The sequence below is a fragment of the Modestobacter sp. SYSU DS0290 genome, from assembly GCF_054050955.1.
On sequence record NZ_JBJHAI010000018.1, the window covers coordinates 1 to 16437 of the forward strand.

Below are 16437 nucleotides of genomic sequence, written 5' to 3' on the forward strand. Positions count from 1 at the left end.
CCCCCCCCCCCCCCCCCCCCCCCCCCCCCCCCCCCCCCCCCCCCCCCCCCCCCCCCCCCCCCGCCCCCCCCCCCCCCCCCCCCCCCCCCCCCCCCCCCCCCCCGTTCCGGCCCCCGTGCCAGGGTCCCGCCGCGAGCCCGCGAGCGGTGGGGGCACGGGGTCCTCAGTCCTTGAGCAGGCCCTCGCGGAGCTTGGCCAGCGTCTGGGACAGCAGCCGGGAGACGTGCATCTGCGAGATGCCGATGTCCGCGGCGATCTGCGACTGGGTCATGTTCCCGAAGAAGCGCAGGATCAGGATCCGGCGTTCGCGGGCCGGGATGGTGGCCAGCAGCGGCTGCAGCGACTCCCGGTACTCCACGCCCTCCAGCGCGGCGTCCTCCTCGCCCAGCGTCGCCGCCAGGGTGGGGGAGTCCTCCTCGCCGGAGAGCCGCTCGTCCAGCGAGCTGCTGCGGTAGGCGTTGGCCACCGCCAGGCCCTCGAGCACCTCGGCCCGCGGGATGCCCAGGTGCTCGGCCAGCTCCGACGGCGTCGGGGCGTGCCCGTTCTTCTGGGACAGCTCGCTGACCGCCGCGTTCAGCGACAGGTGGAGCTCCTGCAGCCGCCGCGGCACCCGCACCGACCAGCCCTGGTCGCGGAAGTGGCGCTTGATCTCGCCGGTGATGGTGGGCACCGCGAAGGAGAGGAACTCCACGCCCCGGCTGGGGTCGAAGCGGTCGATCGCGGCGATCAGCCCGAGGGTGCCCACCTGCAGCAGGTCGTCGAACGGCTCGCCGCGGTTGCTGAACCGGCGGGCGAAGTGCCGGACGAGGGGCAGGTGCTCCTCGACCAGGATCTCCCGCAGCCGCTCCCGGCGGGGGTCGTCCTTCTCCAGGCCGGCCAGCTCGGCGAACAGCGGTGCCGTTCGCTCGGCCCGCTTGCGGTTGTCCGAGATCGGCACCGGGTCCGCGGCGAGGTCGGCGGCGGCCGGGTCGGCCGCCGTGGGGTCGACCGCAGCGGCCTCGGGCGCGGGGGCGGCTGCGGCGAGGCCGGCCGGGGCGGTGGCGTCGGTGGTCATGTCGCTGCCGCTCGCCCCGGCGACGTCGGCCGGGGTGCGGGGGCGGGCCGGGGCACCGGCGTCGAGGACGTCATCGGTGGCCGGCTGGTCCGTGGCAGCCGACCGGGTCACCGTGCGACCGAGACGTCGTGGTCGGTGGGGCCGCCGTCCGCCAGGACCTCGTCGTCGAGGGGGTCGCCGAGCGCGTCGGCGAGCCCGGCCGCGACGCTGTACCGGCGGAGCCGCTTGACCATCGCGATGCACGCGACCGGGTCGGTCGAACCGTTCCCGGCCGGGACCGTGGCCTGGTCGTTCGGCCCGGCCTCGACCGTGTCGACCAGCGTGTGCAGGACCGCCCAGCCGAAGCCGTCCCGCGGCACGTCGACCCCGTCCGCCGTCGGCACCCAGGCGTCGATGCGCAGGTGCTCGCGGGTGGCCTCGAAGACCACCGTCAGCGGGGAGCCGCCCAGGGCGATCGCGGCGAGGGTGGCGCACGCCTCGTCGACGGCCAGCCGCAGGTCCTCCACGGCGTCCAGGTCGAAGTCCATCCGCATCGCCAGGTCCCCGGTCATCGCGCGGACCGCAGGCAGCTGCGTCGGGGAGGTCGGAACCCGCAGTTCCAACCGTTCGGCCCGCCGCTCACCCGTGGGGGCGGCGCCCGTCGTGTCGACCATGCGTCGTCTGCTCCTTCGTCGTCCCCACGCTCCCGGCCGGGGGCGTGGCGGTCCATCCGGTGCACCCGGGTGCGGCACCGTTGCCGGCACGCGAGCGACGAGCGGTCGCCCCGCGGGTGCGTGTGCGGGCAGGACCCGCTGACCCGACGGTAGTCGGACCACCTGGCGGCGGTGCCCAACGGGGCCCTCCGCCAAACACCGTCGTCACCGCGGTGAGTGGTCCGGCGACGGGCTGTGTTTGGAACGGCGGCGAGCCGACCATCTCCCAGCCGTGAGACTCCGCCGCAGCGACGTGCACGCCCCGGGCTGGACCCGGCGCCGCGCCGGCCGGGGCTTCTCCTACCGGGACGAGAGCGGTGCCCTGATCAAGGACGACGCACGGCTGGACCGGGTGCGCGGCCTGGCGATCCCCCCGGCGTGGAAGGACGTCTGGATCTGCCCCTGGCCCAACGGCCACATCCAGGCGGTGGGCACCGACGCAGCCGGACGCCGGCAGTACCGCTACCACGACGAGTGGCGGGCCCGGCGGGACGCCGCCAAGCACGAGCGGGTGCTGGAGATCTCCCACCAGCTGCCCGACGTCCGCGACGAGGTGGTCGCCGCGTTGCGCAAGCGTGGGCTGACCCGGGACCGGGTGCTCGCCACCGCGGTGCGGTTGCTGGACCTGGGTGCGTTCCGGGTGGGCAGCGAGCAGTACGCGGAGGACAACGGCACCTACGGCCTGGCCACGCTGCGCCGGGAGCACGTCCGGGTGCGGGGTGAGCGGACCTTCTTCTCCTACACCGCCAAGGGCGGGATCGAGCGCGAGATCGAGCTGACCGACCAGCCCACCGCGACGGTGGTCCGGCAGCTGCTGGAGCGCCCGCCCGAGACCGGTGAGGAACTGCTCGGCTACTGGCTGGCCGACGGCAGCTGGCACGACGTGACCAGCGACGAGGTGAACGCCTACCTCAAGGAGATCAGCGGCGCGGAGATCACCGCCAAGGACTTCCGCACCTGGACGGCAACGGTGATGATGGCCGCCGCGCTCGCCGAGCAGCCGGCACCGGCCAGCCGGACGGCGCGGAAGAAGGCGGTGCGGGAGGCCTACGTGCGCGTCTCGGAGCAGTTGGGCAACACCCCGACGGTCGCGAAGGCCAGCTACGTGGACCCGCGGGTGGTCGACCGCTACGAGCACGGCGAGACGATCGCCGAGGCGTTGGCGGAGGCGGCGGAGGCCCCGGACGACCGGACGGCGCAGCGGACGCTGGAGACCGCGGTCTGCAGCCTGCTGACCGCCTGACGCCGGGCCGGCCACCTCCGCTCCCACAATCAGCTCAGCTGATCCCGGGCGACGCCGACCCGGAACGCAGCGACGGCGCCCCGCCGGAGCGGGGCGCCGTCGCGTGCGAAGCGGTGCGGAAGGCCTCGGATCAGGCCTTCTCGGCGATGGTGAACAGGTCGATCAGCCCGGTCACCTCGAGCGGCCGGGTGACCGCGCGGGTGTTGGCCACCAGGCGCAGGCCGACGTCGCGCGAGCGGGCCGACTTCTGCGTCTCCACGAGCACGGCCAGGCCGGCCGAGCCGAGGAACTGGACGCCGCAGAGGTCGATGACCAGCGCGGTGGGCTGCTGCTCCAGCTGGGTGTCGAGCGAGGCCCGCAGCACCGGGGCGGTGAAGGTGTCCACCTCGCCGATGACCGTCACGGTGACGGTGCCGTCGTCGTCGGTGGACGTCGACAGCGTGATCACGTCGTCGAAGGGGGCTTCGTTCGTGTCAGCCGCGGCCGACGTGCCTTCGGCGGGTGAGTCGGATGAGGTCACGGACTGCAGCTCCTCTCAGGGGCGGTGCGCGCTGGGCGCGCGGACGCCTGGACAGCGTACTGGCGTACGCGTCCGGCCTCTCACACCCCGTGCACCGGGTCTTCCGGACACCTGGTCCGGAGGGCCCGGGCAGGCGGCGGCTGGCTGCTCAACCGCGGCGCCCAACCTAGTCGCGCCATGATCGGCGCACCAATCCAAACGGTTGCGCGCACCCGAAAGGGGGCCCGGTGTGCCCAGCACCGCGGCCCCCGGCGCCCTCGATCAGGTGTTCTCGACGACGTGGACGGCGCTCTCCTCCGGACCCTCGCCGCCGACCGGGGCGTCGGCGAAGGCCTCGACGTCGTCGCCGGTGCGGTTGGTCCCGGAGTCGCTGAGCCGGTCGGTGTCCTCGTCCTGGTCCAGCTGGGCGGAGGCACGGTCGGGGTCCTCGGCGGGGCGCACGTCGGAGGCGTCCTCGGGGATCTCGCGGTCCAGCCGGCCGGACAGCGACTCGCCCTCGGACTGCTCGTAGGCGGTGGTGCCGAAGGCGACGGTCTGGTGGTCGTCGCGGCCGCCGGGCTCGGGGGCGAACTCCGGGTCCTCGGCGCGCGCCATCGTGGGGCTGTCGTCCTGGGAGACCTCCGGCACCCCGTTGTCCTCGGGGAAGACGTCGCGCGCGGTCTGCCCCTCGGGGCCGACGTCGCCGCGGGGGCCGTCCTCGGTGCTGGTGAGGCCGCGCTCGTCGTCGGGGAACTCGGCGTCGTTGAGGGCGGAGTCGCGGGCGGCGCGGTCCGGGTCGGTCATGGTGTGCCTCCGTTCTGCGCGCCTCAGGGGCGGGCGCGCTCGTCCGTCCGGCTGGACGGGGGGACCGGTCGGGTGACCGGCGTCGTGGGCAGCCCCTACCCGCGCTCCCCGACGGCATGCGTGACCCGGCTCCCGCCCGCGCCGGGCATGCCCGCGGCCGGCGGCGGGTAGCGGGGCGGGCATGGCGATCACCGACGACGTCCAGCGCGCGAGCGCACCGCTCCGGCGCTGGGCGCGCACCCAGAAGCAGGAGTACGCCCACGGGGAGGCGCGACCGCTCGGCGCGGACCTGGGTGCCATGGGCGTCTACGTGGGCCTGGTGGGCACGGCGGCCGCCGCGATCCGCGCCTCGGGGCGGGAACTGCCCTCCCGGATCCCGCTCGGTGACGCCGCCCTGCTGACCATCGGCACGTTCCGGCTGGCCCGGCGGATCGCCAAGGACCCGGTGACCGCACCCGTCCGCGCCCCCTTCGTCAGCTACCAGGGCACCTCGGGCGAGGCGGAGGTCGCCGAGGAGGTGCGCGAGCACGGCGGGGTCAAGCACGCCGTCGGCGAGCTGCTCACCTGCCCGTTCTGCATGGCGCAGTGGGTCGGCACCGGCTTCGTGCTCGGGTACGTGGCCGCGCCCCGGGCCACCCGGCTGGCCGCCCTGACGATGACGATGGTCGCCGGCTCCGACGTGCTCCAGTTCGTCTACGACGCGATCCAGAACGGTGCGCTGCGGCCCGGCGGGGACCCGCCCCCGGAGGACGTGACCGGTCAAGCCGTCTGACCCGACCGGTCACCCAGCGTGCTCGGCCGCGGCACGCGGTGCCAGGGCCGGCGGGTCACCCTCCCGGGTGGTCGACTGCGCTGGGTGACCGTCTCGCGCTGCCGCGGGGGCGCCGACCTGCCTATCCTTCGATCTTGTCGAGATGCCGGCGTCGCCGGCCCGGGGCGGGAGGTCAGTCGTGCGGTCGATCTGGCGGGGCGCCATCTCCTTCGGGCTGGTCAGCATCGGGGTCAAGCTCTACTCGGCCACCGAGGACCACGACATCCGCTTCCACCAGGTGCACAAGGCCGACGGCGGCCGGGTCAAGTACCGCCGGGTCTGCGCGGTGGACGGCGAGGAGGTCGAGTACGGCGACATCGCCAAGGGCTACGAGCTGCCCGACGGCCAGCTGGTCGTGCTGACCGACGCCGACTTCGACGAGCTGCCCCTGGTGACCACCCGGGAGATCGAGGTGCTCCAGTTCGTCGACCAGGAGCAGATCGACCCGATCCACTTCGAGAAGACCTACTACCTGGAGCCCGACGGCGTCGCGACCCGGCCGTACGTGCTGCTGCGCACCGCGCTGGAGAACGCCGGCCAGGTGGCGATCACCAAGATCGCGATCCGCCAGCGGGAGTCGCTGGCCGCGCTGCGGGTGCGGGAGGGCGTGCTGGTGCTGCACACCATGCGCTGGCCCGACGAGATCCGGCGGCCGGACTTCGGCTTCCTCGACGAGGACGTCGCCGTGCGCCCGCAGGAGCTGGCGATGGCCGAGTCGCTCATCTCCACGATGGCGGGCGACTTCGACCCCACGCAGTTCACCGACGACTACCGCGAGGCGATGCAGGCCCTGCTGGAGGCCAAGCAGTCCGGCGGTCAGGTGCAGCCCGCCCCCGACGTCGCCGACGACGGCGGCGGGGCCGTGGTCGACCTGATGAGCGCGCTGCGGCGCAGCGTCGAGCGGGCGGGTGGCGCCGCACCCGCCGGGCAGGACGACGCCGACCAGGCACCGCCTGCGAAGAAGACGACCGCGCGCAAGGCCCCGGCCAAGAAGGCCACCTCCGCCGACCAGGCCCCGAAGAAGGCAGCCGCCAAGAAGGCCGCCCCGGCGAAGAAGGCGGCGCAGTCCGCGGACGCCGACGAGAAGCCGGCCAAGCGCACGCCCCGGGCGCGCAAGACCGCCTGACCCGAGCTCCGTGTCCGCCTCCGACCCGCTGGCGCCCTACCGCGCCAGGCGCGATCCGGCTCGCACCACCGAGCCGGTCCCGCCGGCCGGTCAGCCGCTGCCCCGGGGTGACGACGACGTCTTCGTCGTCCACGAGCACCACACGCCCCGCGGTCGTACCGGTGAGCGGGTGCACTGGGACCTGCGGCTGGAGCGCGGTGGGGTGCTGAAGAGCTGGGCGGTGCCCAAGGGCCCGCCGACCGAACCGGGGGTCAACCGGCTCGCCGTCCCCACCGAGGACCACCCGCTGGAGTACGCCTCGTTCTCCGGCGTGATCCCGGCCGGGGAGTACGGCGGCGGGGTGTCGACCATCTGGGACGCCGGCCGGTACGCGACCGAGAAGTGGACCGACGACAACGTCACCGTCGCCTTCGACGGCGGACGGCTGACCGGTCGCCACGTGCTGTTCCGGCTGCCCGACGGCAGCTGGAACCTGCGCAGGCTCGACCCCGACCCGGTGCCGGCGGCGCCGGTCGCCGCCGGCGTGCCCGAGGACCTCCCGCCGATGCTCGCCGCGCTCGGGGAGCTGCCCCCCGCGTCGGACGACCGGTGGGGCTACGAGTTCAAGTGGGACGGTGTCCGGGTGCTGGCGCACGTGCGCGGCGGCGTGCTGCGGCTGCGGGCGCGCAGCGGCAACGACGTGACCGCGACCTACCCCGAGCTCGCCCCGCTGCCGACGGCGCTGTCCGGGCACGACGCCGTCCTCGACGGTGAGGTCGTCGCGCTGGACCCCCGCGGCCGCCCGGACTTCGGCCGGCTGCAGGGGCGCATGCACCGCACCGGACCCGAGGTGGCCCGGCTGGCCACCGCGGCACCGGTGAGCTACCTGGTGTTCGACCTGCTCGCCTGGGACGGGGAGAGCCTGCTCGACCGGCCGTGGACCGAACGCCGCGAACGGCTGGACGCCCTGGGCCTGGGCAACGACCGGTGGGTGACCACGCCGTGGTTCCGCGGGAACGGCCCGGCCATCCAGGCGGCCAGCCGGGACAACGGGCTCGAGGGCGTCGTCGCCAAGCGGCTGGGCTCCCCGTACCGGCCCGGCGGGCGCGGACCGGACTGGCGCAAGGTGAAGAACCTGCGCACCCAGGCGGTCGTCGTCGGCGGCTGGCGGCCGGGGGAGGGGCGGCGGGCCGGGGGGATCGGGTCGCTGCTGGTGGGGGTGCACGACCACGCCGGCCGGCTGGTGTTCGCCGGGCACGTGGGCACCGGGTTCACCGCGAGGGCGCTGGCCGACCTGGCGCCGCTGCTCACCCCGCGCACCACCTCACCGTTCGCCGGCACGCTGCCGCGCGAGGTCACCCGGGACGCCCACTGGGTCGAGCCGGAGCTGGTGGGGGAGGTCCGGTTCGGGGAGTGGACCCGTGAGGGCCGGCTGCGGCACCCCGCCTGGCGCGGCCTGCGCGAGGACGTCCGGCCGCAGGACGTGGTGGTGGAGCCGTCGTGAGGCAACGGGTGCAGATCGAGGGCCGCCAGCTGGAGGTCAGCAACCTGGACAAGGTGCTGTTCCCGGAGGTCGGCTTCACCAAGGCGCAGGTCATCGACTACTACGTGCGGATCGCGCCGGTGCTGCTGCCGCACGTGGCCCGCCGCCCGGTCACCTTCACCCGCTGGCCCGCCGGGGTCGACGGCCAGGCCTTCTTCGAGAAGAACAGCGCGCGGCACGCCCCGGAGTGGGTGGCGTCGGTGACGGTGCCCTCGCCCGGCTCGTCGCGCGGCCGGGAGACGCTGGACATGGTGCTGCTCTCCGCCGTCCCCGACCTGGCCTGGTCGGCCAACCTGGCGGCGCTGGAGGTGCACGTGCCGCAGTGGCGGGTCGACGACGGCGGCGTCGCGCAGCTGCCCGACCTGCTGGTGCTCGACCTGGACCCTGGGCCGGGCACCGGCGTCACCGAGTGCGCGCAGGTGGCGCACCGGCTGCGGGAGGTGCTGGTCGCCGACGGGCTGGACCCGGTGGTGAAGACGTCGGGCTCCAAGGGGTTGCAGGTGTACGCACCGGTCACCGCAGAGGACCGGGAGCACCCCAGTCGCTACGCCAAGCGGCTGGCCCAGCAGCTCACCCGCGAGACACCGGAGCAGGTGGTGTGGCGGATGGAGAAGGCGTTGCGGCCGGGCAAGGTGCTGGTCGACTGGAGCCAGAACAACACCGCCAAGACCACGGTCGCGCCGTACTCGCTGCGCGCACGCCCCCGGGCGACGGTCTCCACGCCGCTGGCGTGGGAGGAGGTGGACGCCGTCCGGGACGGCGCCGACCCGGGCACCCTGGTGTTCCGCACCGCCGACGTGCTGGCCCGGGTCGAGGAGCTCGGCGACCTCTTCGACGTCGCCGACCGCCGACGCGCCGCGCTGCCGCCGGTCTGACCCTCGTCCTCGGGGATGAGGCGGGATCACCCCGCGGGCCGATGTGCCGCCGGGCAGGGTCCGCCAGGCTGGCGGCCGTGACCACCACCCTGCCGTCGCCCGCGCCTTCTTCCCCGTCGCCGCCCGCGCCGTCGCGGGGACAGTCGGCCCGCTGGTGGCTGCCTGTCCTCGTGCTGGTGGTCGGCGCCGGCGGCGGGGTGCTCACCGAGTGGGCGCAGGGGGAGCTGGCCGATCCGTGGGCGGCCTGGGCGAACTCGGTGGCCGCCTGGTGCCTGCCCGCCTTCGCCGTCGGTGCGCTGGCCCGCCGGTGGCGTGGCGCGGTGACCGCGGCCGTCGCCACCGAGCTGCTGCTGGTCGGCGGCTACTACGCGGCGCAGGCGGTGCAGCTGCTGCCGGTCCGGCCGGGCACCGTCGTCGTCTGGCTGGTGGCCGGGGTGGTGGCCGGGCTGGTCTTCGGGACGGCGGGCTGGTGGTGGCGCGCCGGCGGGCCGCGCCGAGCGGTGCTCGGGCTGGCGCTGCTGGCCGGGGTGCTGGTGCAGGAGGGCGCGTACCGGCAGGTGCACTTCCCGTGGCAGGGGGCCGCGGGATGGGTCATGGTCGCCGCGGGGCTGGCCGTCGCGCTGCTGGCCCGCACCTGGCGCCAGCGCCTGGCGGTGCTGGGTGTGCTGGCGGTCGTGGTCCCGGCCGGCTGGGTGGGCACCGAACTGGTGAACGCGGTGCTCGGCGCCGGGTGACCCGCCGGGCACGGAGACACGCCGCCCCGGGTCGCCACCACCGCACACCCGGCGGACGATCCGACTGTGTGTTCGTGTCGCTCTTCCGGGGGTGACACGCCGAGTTCACCCGGTCTTGTCTTGACTGACTCAAGAAAACAGGGTTGAGTCGACGGCGATGGAGACGGCCTGGGAAGACGAGCTGCGCGGAGCAGGGCTGCGGGTCACCCGCCCCCGGCTCACCGTGCTCGACGTCCTCGCCGACCACCCGCACGTCGACGCCGACACGATCGTCACCGCCGCTCGCGCCGCGCACCCCTCGATCTCGCCGCAGGCGGTCTACGGGGTGCTCAAGGCGCTGGTCGGGGGAGGCCTCGCCCGCCGCATCGAGCCCGCCGGCAGTGCGGCGCGCTACGAGCTGCGGGTCGGGGACAACCACCACCACCTGGTCTGCCGGGAGTGCGGTGCGGTCGCCGACGTCGACTGCGTGGTGGGACAGGCGCCGTGCCTGACCCCGTCGCAGACGGCGGGGTTCGCCGTCGACGAGGCCGAGGTCGTCTTCTGGGGCATCTGCGCCGGCTGTCAGGCCGCGCGCAGGGAGCACGCATCAGCAACAGGCACAGAGAACCGAAGGGGAGTGGGAGCATGACCGACGTCGCATCGCAGGGCAGCAAGGCCGGCGACGACCGTCCGATCCTGACCAACCGTCAGGGCCACCCGGTCTACGACAACCAGAACCAGCGGACGGTGGGCGCACGTGGCCCGGCCACCCTGGAGAACTACCAGTTCCTCGAGAAGATCAGCCACTTCGACCGGGAGCGCATCCCGGAGCGCGTGGTGCACGCCCGTGGCGTGACCGCCTACGGCTACTTCGAGGCCGACGGCACCGTCGGTGACGAGCCGATCGCGAAGTACACCCGGGCGAAGCTCTTCTCCGAGAAGGGCAAGAAGACCGACCTGGCGATCCGCTTCTCCACCGTCGCCGGTGGGCGGGACTCCTCGGAGATGGCCCGCGACCCCCGCGGCTTCGCGGTGAAGTTCTACACCGAGGACGGCAACTGGGACCTCGTCGGCAACAACCTGGGTGTCTTCTTCATCCGGGACGCCATCAAGTTCCCCGACTTCATCCACTCCCAGAAGCCGGACCCGGTCACCTTCGAGGCCAGCGTCGCCGAGCGGGCGTTCGACTTCTTCAGCCAGACCCCCGAGGCCATGCACATGGTCTCCCTGGTCTTCAGCCCCCGCGGCCTGCCGGCCACCTACCGGCACATGCAGGGCTTCGGCGTGAACACCTACAAGTGGGTGAACGCCGAGGGTGAGACCAAGCTGGTCAAGTACCACTGGCTGCCCAAGCAGGGCGTGAAGTCCTACACCGCCGCCGACGGCGCGGCCGTGCAGGCCCAGACCCTGGGCGCGCACACCAAGGACCTGTACGACTCCATCGCGGCCGGCGACTTCCCCTCGTGGGAGCTGCACGTGCAGCTGATGGACGACCACGACCACCCGGAGCTGGACTTCGACCCGCTCGACGACACCAAGGTGTGGCCGGAGGAGGTCTTCCCGCTCCGCAAGGTCGGGACGATGACCCTCAACCGGATGCCCGAGGACTTCTTCTCCGAGAACGAGCAGATCTCCTTCGGCACCGGCGTGCTGGTCGACGGGCTGGACTTCTCCGACGACAAGATGCTGGTCGGCCGGACGTTCTCCTACTCCGACACCCAGCGCTACCGGGTCGGGCCGAACTACCTGCAGCTGCCGGTGAACCGCCCCAAGGTCGGCGTGCACACCAACCAGCAGGGCGGCCCGATGTCCTACGGCCGCGACGTCGTGGGCGACAACCCGCACGTCAACTACGAGCCGTCGATCACCGGTGGCCTGCGCGAGGCGCAGTACCCGACCCACGACGAGCAGGGCCCGGAGATCACCGGCCGGCTCACCCGCAAGCGGATCCCGCGCACCAACGACTACAAGCAGGCCGGCGAGCGCTACCTGCTGTCGGAGCAGTGGGAGAAGGACGACCTGGTGAACAACCTCGTCGGCGCCCTGCAGCAGTGCCGCCGCGAGATCCAGGAGCGGATGGTCTGGCACTTCTTCATGTGCGAGGACGAGTGGGGCCAGCGGGTCGGCGACGCGCTCGGCATCACCGCCGACGACGTCCGGGGCCTGCCGCCGCTGCAGACCCAGACGCTGTCGGAGGAGGAGAAGCAGCGCGCTGCCAACCTCGGCAAGAACGGCCCGCGCGACGTCACCGGCCTGGTCATGACGCACTGCGTGCCCAACGAGCACGTCGTCGTCGCCAAGTGACGACCGCGGGCTGAGGCCCGCTGCATCACCGCACCACCACTGCGGGCCGCGACCGGACTCCCGGGCGCGGCCCGCAGTGCTCTCCGCGTCAGGTCTGGGCGGCCGGCTCCTTGGTCCCTCGTGCCCGGGCCGGCGGCGCGTCAGCCCGGCAGGGACTGCCCGCAGCGGGCGCAGCGGACGGCGGCCGGGTCCTCGGCCAGCCGTCCGCAGTCGGGGCACACCCGGTCCAGCCAGCAGACCGGGTCACCACCCTCCGGCTCGGCCGGGCGCGGTCGGGTGGGACGTGCGTCCTCGGTCACGCTCGCTCCTCGGGTCGGTGCGACCAGACTGGACCCGTGGACGACGCCGCGCAGCAGCTGAGGGCCGCCGCCGACCGGCTGGACCAGCTGGCCGCCCGGACGACGCCGGGGGAGTGGCGGGTGCAGGGACTGCTCGCCTCCCGGCCCGAGGTGGTCGCGCACCTGCCGGGCGGCGGCACGGAGCACGTCGCCGACGCCCGTGCCCGGACGGCGGGGTGGATCGCCACCGTCACCCCGGCGCTGGCCGGCCCGCTGGCCGCCTGGCTGCGCGCCGCCGACCCCGCCGACCCGCAGGCGGTGGCGGTCGCCAGGGTGCTGCTGGGGTGAGCCCGGTCAGTCGCGGGGGCGCTTGCGGTCCTGTTCGGCGAGGAAGCGCTCCAGCTCGGCGCCGAGCTCGTCGCCGCTGGGCACCTGGCCCGCGGTGCCCAGCAGGCCGGTGTCCTCGCGCGCTGCGGTGAAGGAGTCGAACTGTTCCTCCAGGGCGGCCACCACCGAGGTGTTCTCCGCCGACCGGCCGATCTGCTCGTCGACCTCGGTGCGGTTGGACTCGGCCGCCTCGCGCAGCGTCTCCGTGGGCACGTGCAGCCCGGTGAGCTGCTCCAGGTGCTCCAGCAGCGTGAGGGAGGCCGCCGGGTAGGTGGCCTGGGCGAGGTAGTGCGGGACGTGCGCGGCCACGCCGAGCGCGTCGACGCCGGCCTCGCCCAGGCGCAGCTCCAGCAGTGCGCCGACGCTGCCGGGGATGCGCATCTCGCCCCAGTACACCGGGTAGGACTCGATGAGCTGGCGCCGGGTGGCGTGCGCGGTCACGGTGACCGGCCGGGTGTGCGGCACCGGCATCGGGATCGCGTGCAGCGCGACGACGGTGGTCACCCCCAGCTGCTCGACCAGCCCGGCGACCGCGGCGACGAACCGCTCCCAGGCGAAGTCCGGTTCGGTGCCGTGCAGCAGCAGGAACGGGCGGCCGCCGTCGTCCTCCACCGCGTACAGGTTGATCTCCGGGGAGGTGATCGACTCGTAGCGGTCGCCGGAGAAGGTCATCCGCGGCCGGTGACCGCGGTAGTCGACCAGGCTGTCGACGTCGAAACGGGCGATCAGCTCGTGCGGGAGCGTGGCCAGCAGGTGCGAGCCGGCGAGGGCGGCGGCGTGTGCGGCGTCGAACTCCCCGGCCAGGTCGTGCACCAGCACCAGGCCGGGCCGCTCCTCCGGTGAACCGACCTGCTCCTCACGGGCGAGGAACGGGTCTGCCTCGGGGAGCACCTCGACGAGGTCCTCCGGTCGCTGCGGCACGGTGCGGCCTCCTGGGAACGATCCGACGGGTCGACTGGGAAAGCCTCGGGAGGGACGGCGGCATTCCCGCCGTCCCTCCTCCGGGTCACCGGACCGGGTTCGGGTCCTCCGCGTTCTCGCTGACCAGCTCGGCCCCCGACGTGTCCCCGGTCAGCACCCGGCGGGTGCCGTCGGGCTCCACCTCCGGGTGCAGGTCGTCGAGGACGTCGCGCCCGTACCGGTAGGCCACCGCGATCAGCGCGGCCACCGGCACGGCGAGGAACGCGCCGATGATGCCGGCCAGGCTGGCACCGGCGGTGACCGCGAGGATGACCACGGCCGCGTGCAGGTTGAGCCCCCGGCCCTGCAGGATCGGCTGGAGCACGTTGCCCTCCAGCTGCTGCACCAGGACGACGATCCCCAGCACGATCAGCGCGGTGGTGAACCCGTTGCTGACCAGGGCGATCAGCACCGCGAACGCGCCGGCCGTGAAGGCGCCGATGATCGGGATGAAGGCGCCGAAGAAGGTGAGCACCGCCAGCGGCAGCACCAGCGGCACGCCCAGGACGAGCAGCCCGAGGCCGATGAAGAACGCGTCGACGAAGCCGACCAGCGCCTGCTGGCGGATGAACTCCGAGAGGGTCTTCCAGGTCTTGAACGACAGCGCGGCCACGTGCGGTGCGGCCCGGGGGCCGGTCTGCGCGGCCAGCCACGGGACCCAGCGGGGCCCGTCCTTGAGGAAGAAGAAGGTCAGCACCAGCGCCAGCACCAGGTTGATGATGATGCTCCCGATGGTGGTGGCGGTCGTGTAGGCGTAGCCGGCGATGTTCTGGGCGTTGGACTGCACCTGGTTGATCAGGCTGTCGATGGCGTCGTCGATCTGGCCGTCGGCCAGGTTGAACGGGGGCCCGGCCAGCCACTCCTGCACCTCCTGCAGGCCGGCGCTGAACTGGTCGGCGAGGTCCTCGACCTGGCCGACCACCTGGGGGGCGATCCAGGCGATGATGCCGCCGAAGGCGGCCAGGAACAGCACCAGCGTGACCAGGGCGGCCAGCGCCGCAGGCCAGGAGTGCTTGCGCAGGAAGCGGGCGAAGGGCCAGAGCACGGTGGTGAACAGCAGCCCCAGGACGACCGGCAGCAGCACCACCCAGAGCTTGCCGAGGACGTAGCCGATGATGATCAGGGCCAGCACCACGAGCACCAGCTCGCCGGAGCCGATCGCGAGCACCCGGGCGGCGGCCTGGAAGCGGCGGGCGCGTTCCGGGCCGGGGACCGGTGACCGCGTGGGCACCATGGTGTCGTCGTGGGTGGGCACGCCCGGGCTGGAACCGGCGTCGGGAGTCGTGGCCCCGGACTCGTGCGGGGAGATCCCCTGGTCGGACGGCGCCTCGGGGCGGGACTCGGGGCTCTGGTCGGGCATGCGCTGATCCCAGCACACCCGGGTGACCGGCACTCGTCGGCGCGGTGCGATCTCCGTCGCCCGCCGGGCGGACCGTCGGTGGCGCGTCGTAGGTTCCGGGCATGCCGAAGACCGCCACCGCCGACCGGGTCGACCGCGACGGGCTCCTCGCCTTCCTCCGTCCCCGGCACCACGCCCTGCTGATGACCCGCCGGGCCGACGGGAACCCGCAGCTCTCACCCGTGACGTGCGGGGTCGACCCGGAGGGGCGGGTGGTCGTCTCGACGTACCCCCAGCGCGCCAAGGTGGCCAACGCCCGCCGTGACCCGCGGGTGTCGCTCTGCGTCCTCTCCGAGGACTTCGACGGGCCGTGGGTCCAGGTGGACGGCCGGGCCGAGGTGCTCGACCTGCCCGAGGCGCTCGAGCCCCTGGTCGAGTACTTCCGCTCGATCAGCGGCGAGCACCCCGACTGGGACGAGTACCGGGCCGCCATGCAGCGGCAGGGCAAGGTGCTGCTCCGGGTCACCGTCGAGCGGTGGGGGCCGGTGGCCACCGGCGGCTTCCCACCGGAGCTGGACACGCCCGCCAAGCCCTGAGCCTTGCTCTTTGTGAAGCAAGGTGCTGAACTTGCCTGGTGCCGTTCGTGATGACCGTCGACCAGCGGGCCAGTCGTCGCACCCCTGACCGGGTGCCCGCTGCGCTGCGGGCGCTGGCCGGCGTGCCCGTGGTGCTGCGCTTCGAGCGGACTGCGGGCGATGAGTTCCAGGGCCTGCTCGACGACCCGGCCGCGGTGGTCGAGGTGGTCCGGCGCCTGGTGCGGGAGGGCGACTGGAGCATCGGCATCGGCGCCGGGCCGGTGCAGCGGCCGCTGCCGGCCAGCACGCGCGCGGGGACGGGGCCGGCCTTCGTCGCCGCACGGGCCGCGGTCGAGGCGGCCAAGCGACGTCCGGTCCGCATCGCGGTGCGCGGGCCGGTGCCGGAGACGGCGGCCGACGCGCAGGCGGTGCTCGCCGCGCTCGCGGCGCTGCTGGAGCGGCGCAGCGACCAGGCCGAGGAGGCGGTCCGGCTGGTCGAGGGCGGGCGCACCCAGGCCGAGGCTGCCGCGGCCCTGGGGGTCAGCCGTCAGGCGGTCGGGCAGCGCCTGGCCGCCGGGCTGTGGGAGGTCGAACGGGACCTGCGGCCCACCGCGGCCCGGCTGCTGGCGCGGGCGGCGGCGTGAGCGTCGCCGGCCTGCTGGTCCTGGCTGCCGTCGCGGCCGTCGGCGCGGGCCTCACGCTCCGCGGGGAGCGGGTGCGCACCCCCGTCGGCGCGCTCGGCCTGGTCGTGCTGCTCGCCGGAGCGGCGGTGCTCGCCTGGCTCGCCGGGCGGACCGGCGCCGTCGTCGAGGCGGCCGCGGTCGTGCTCGCCGTCGCGGCGGCCGCGCTGGGCGGTGGCCCGGTGGCGATGGCCGTGCTGCGCGCCGCCGACCCGCAGCGCGCCGAGCCCACGGCGGTCCCCCCGTCGGCGGTGTCCGGCGCCGAGGTCGTCGCCGGCAAGCCCGCTCCCCGCAGCGTCGCCGATCCGGAGGTGCTGCGCGGTGGCGCCTGGATCGGCGTGCTGGAGCGCACGGTGATCGCCGGCACGGTGCTGGCCGGCTGGCAGGAGGGGCTGGCCGTGCTGGTCGCGGTGAAGGGCCTGGGTCGGTTCCACGAGGTGAAGGCCCCGGTGGCCGCGGAGCGGTTCATCATCGGCACCCTGGCCAGCGGCCTGTGGGCCCTTGCCTGCGTCGGCGTCGCCGTCCTGCTCCGCGGCTGACGGAACGGCCCCCGACCCCTCGGCCCCGTCCAGAGG

Annotated in this window: 19 protein-coding genes; 12 read left to right on the forward strand and 7 right to left on the reverse strand. The window is 74.3% G+C overall.

The features are described from left to right. Positions 1-163 precede the first annotated feature (163 nt). Both ACI795_RS14680 and ACI795_RS14685 read right to left on the reverse strand, forming a co-directional pair. Entirely contained in the window at positions 164-1165 is a 1002-nt protein-coding gene (locus ACI795_RS14680) for an RNA polymerase sigma factor SigF (RefSeq protein WP_457076287.1), read from the reverse strand. Next, positions 1162-1707 carry an ATP-binding protein gene (locus ACI795_RS14685; protein ID WP_457076288.1) on the reverse strand — a complete coding sequence of 182 codons (546 nt, stop codon included), beginning with the start codon at positions 1705-1707 and terminating at the stop codon, positions 1162-1164. The genes ACI795_RS14680 and ACI795_RS14685 overlap by 4 nt, the downstream gene beginning before the upstream one ends. Before the next feature lie 271 nt (positions 1708-1978). On the opposite strand from ACI795_RS14685, the gene ACI795_RS14690 reads away from it, so the two are divergent. Then, positions 1979-2989 (forward strand): DNA topoisomerase IB, encoded by a 1011-nt coding sequence (locus ACI795_RS14690; protein WP_457076289.1) that lies wholly within the window; start codon positions 1979-1981, stop codon positions 2987-2989. Positions 2990-3119: 130 nt separating this feature from the next. On the opposite strand, the gene ACI795_RS14695 is transcribed toward ACI795_RS14690, so the two are convergent. Together ACI795_RS14695 and ACI795_RS14700 are read right to left on the reverse strand one after the other, a co-directional pair. Beyond that, positions 3120-3509, reverse strand: a complete 390-nt coding sequence (locus ACI795_RS14695; protein WP_457076290.1) for an STAS domain-containing protein — start codon at positions 3507-3509, stop codon at positions 3120-3122. Between the two features lie 261 nt (positions 3510-3770). Further along, positions 3771-4292 (reverse strand): hypothetical protein, encoded by a 522-nt coding sequence (locus tag ACI795_RS14700; protein WP_457076291.1) that lies wholly within the window; start codon positions 4290-4292, stop codon positions 3771-3773. 181 nt (positions 4293-4473) lie between these two features. Here ACI795_RS14700 and ACI795_RS14705 point away from each other — a divergent pair, with 181 nt between their 5' ends. The 7 genes from ACI795_RS14705 to ACI795_RS14735 all read left to right on the forward strand — a co-directional run bounded on the left by ACI795_RS14705 (position 4474) and on the right by ACI795_RS14735 (position 11643). Then, entirely contained in the window at positions 4474-5064 is a 591-nt protein-coding gene (locus ACI795_RS14705; protein WP_457076292.1) for a DUF1360 domain-containing protein, read from the forward strand. Between the two features lie 178 nt (positions 5065-5242). Then, complete coding sequence (gene ku / locus ACI795_RS14710) at positions 5243-6229, forward strand: non-homologous end joining protein Ku (protein ID WP_457076293.1); 987 nt, start codon at positions 5243-5245, stop codon at positions 6227-6229. Between the two features lie 10 nt (positions 6230-6239). Further along, positions 6240-7712, forward strand: coding sequence for a non-homologous end-joining DNA ligase (gene ligD / locus ACI795_RS14715; protein ID WP_457076294.1), 1473 nt, complete (start codon positions 6240-6242; stop codon positions 7710-7712). Next, positions 7709-8626 (forward strand): non-homologous end-joining DNA ligase, encoded by a 918-nt coding sequence (ligD, locus tag ACI795_RS14720; RefSeq protein ID WP_457076295.1) that lies wholly within the window; start codon positions 7709-7711, stop codon positions 8624-8626. Before ligD (ACI795_RS14715) ends, ligD (ACI795_RS14720) begins: the two co-directional genes overlap by 4 nt. A gap of 77 nt (positions 8627-8703) precedes the next feature. Then, positions 8704-9360: a DUF6518 family protein gene (locus ACI795_RS14725; RefSeq protein WP_457076296.1), complete on the forward strand. Its 657-nt coding sequence runs from the start codon at positions 8704-8706 to the stop codon at positions 9358-9360. A gap of 157 nt (positions 9361-9517) precedes the next feature. After that, positions 9518-9988: a Fur family transcriptional regulator gene (locus ACI795_RS14730; protein ID WP_457076297.1), complete on the forward strand. Its 471-nt coding sequence runs from the start codon at positions 9518-9520 to the stop codon at positions 9986-9988. Further along, on the forward strand, positions 9985-11643 hold the full coding sequence (locus tag ACI795_RS14735) for a catalase (RefSeq protein ID WP_457076298.1): 1659 nt from the start codon (positions 9985-9987) through the stop codon (positions 11641-11643). The genes ACI795_RS14730 and ACI795_RS14735 overlap by 4 nt, the downstream gene beginning before the upstream one ends. Positions 11644-11783: 140 nt before the next feature. Here the strand turns inward: ACI795_RS14735 and ACI795_RS14740 are convergent, their stop codons facing one another. Continuing rightward, positions 11784-11942 (reverse strand): hypothetical protein, encoded by a 159-nt coding sequence (locus ACI795_RS14740; RefSeq protein WP_457076299.1) that lies wholly within the window; start codon positions 11940-11942, stop codon positions 11784-11786. A 36-nt stretch (positions 11943-11978) separates the two neighbouring features. Here ACI795_RS14740 and ACI795_RS14745 point away from each other — a divergent pair, with 36 nt between their 5' ends. Continuing rightward, entirely contained in the window at positions 11979-12269 is a 291-nt protein-coding gene (locus ACI795_RS14745; protein ID WP_457076300.1) for a hypothetical protein, read from the forward strand. A 6-nt stretch (positions 12270-12275) separates the two neighbouring features. Here the strand turns inward: ACI795_RS14745 and ACI795_RS14750 are convergent, their stop codons facing one another. After that, the gene (locus ACI795_RS14750) at positions 12276-13229 is read right to left on the reverse strand and encodes a proteasome assembly chaperone family protein (protein ID WP_457076301.1); all 954 of its coding nucleotides are present in this window, start codon (positions 13227-13229) and stop codon (positions 12276-12278) included. Between the two features lie 85 nt (positions 13230-13314). Beyond that, complete coding sequence (locus ACI795_RS14755; protein WP_457076302.1) at positions 13315-14628, reverse strand: AI-2E family transporter; 1314 nt, start codon at positions 14626-14628, stop codon at positions 13315-13317. A 101-nt stretch (positions 14629-14729) separates the two neighbouring features. Here ACI795_RS14755 and ACI795_RS14760 point away from each other — a divergent pair, with 101 nt between their 5' ends. Genes ACI795_RS14760 through ACI795_RS14770 form a run of 3 tightly spaced genes read left to right on the forward strand, consistent with a single transcriptional unit; the run spans position 14730 to position 16401 of the window. Next, positions 14730-15203 carry a PPOX class F420-dependent oxidoreductase gene (locus ACI795_RS14760; RefSeq protein WP_457076303.1) on the forward strand — a complete coding sequence of 158 codons (474 nt, stop codon included), beginning with the start codon at positions 14730-14732 and terminating at the stop codon, positions 15201-15203. 38 nt (positions 15204-15241) lie between these two features. After that, complete coding sequence (locus ACI795_RS14765) at positions 15242-15826, forward strand: hypothetical protein (RefSeq protein WP_457076304.1); 585 nt, start codon at positions 15242-15244, stop codon at positions 15824-15826. Then, positions 15823-16401, forward strand: coding sequence for a hypothetical protein (locus ACI795_RS14770; RefSeq protein ID WP_457076305.1), 579 nt, complete (start codon positions 15823-15825; stop codon positions 16399-16401). The genes ACI795_RS14765 and ACI795_RS14770 overlap by 4 nt, the downstream gene beginning before the upstream one ends. Positions 16402-16437 lie beyond the last annotated feature (36 nt).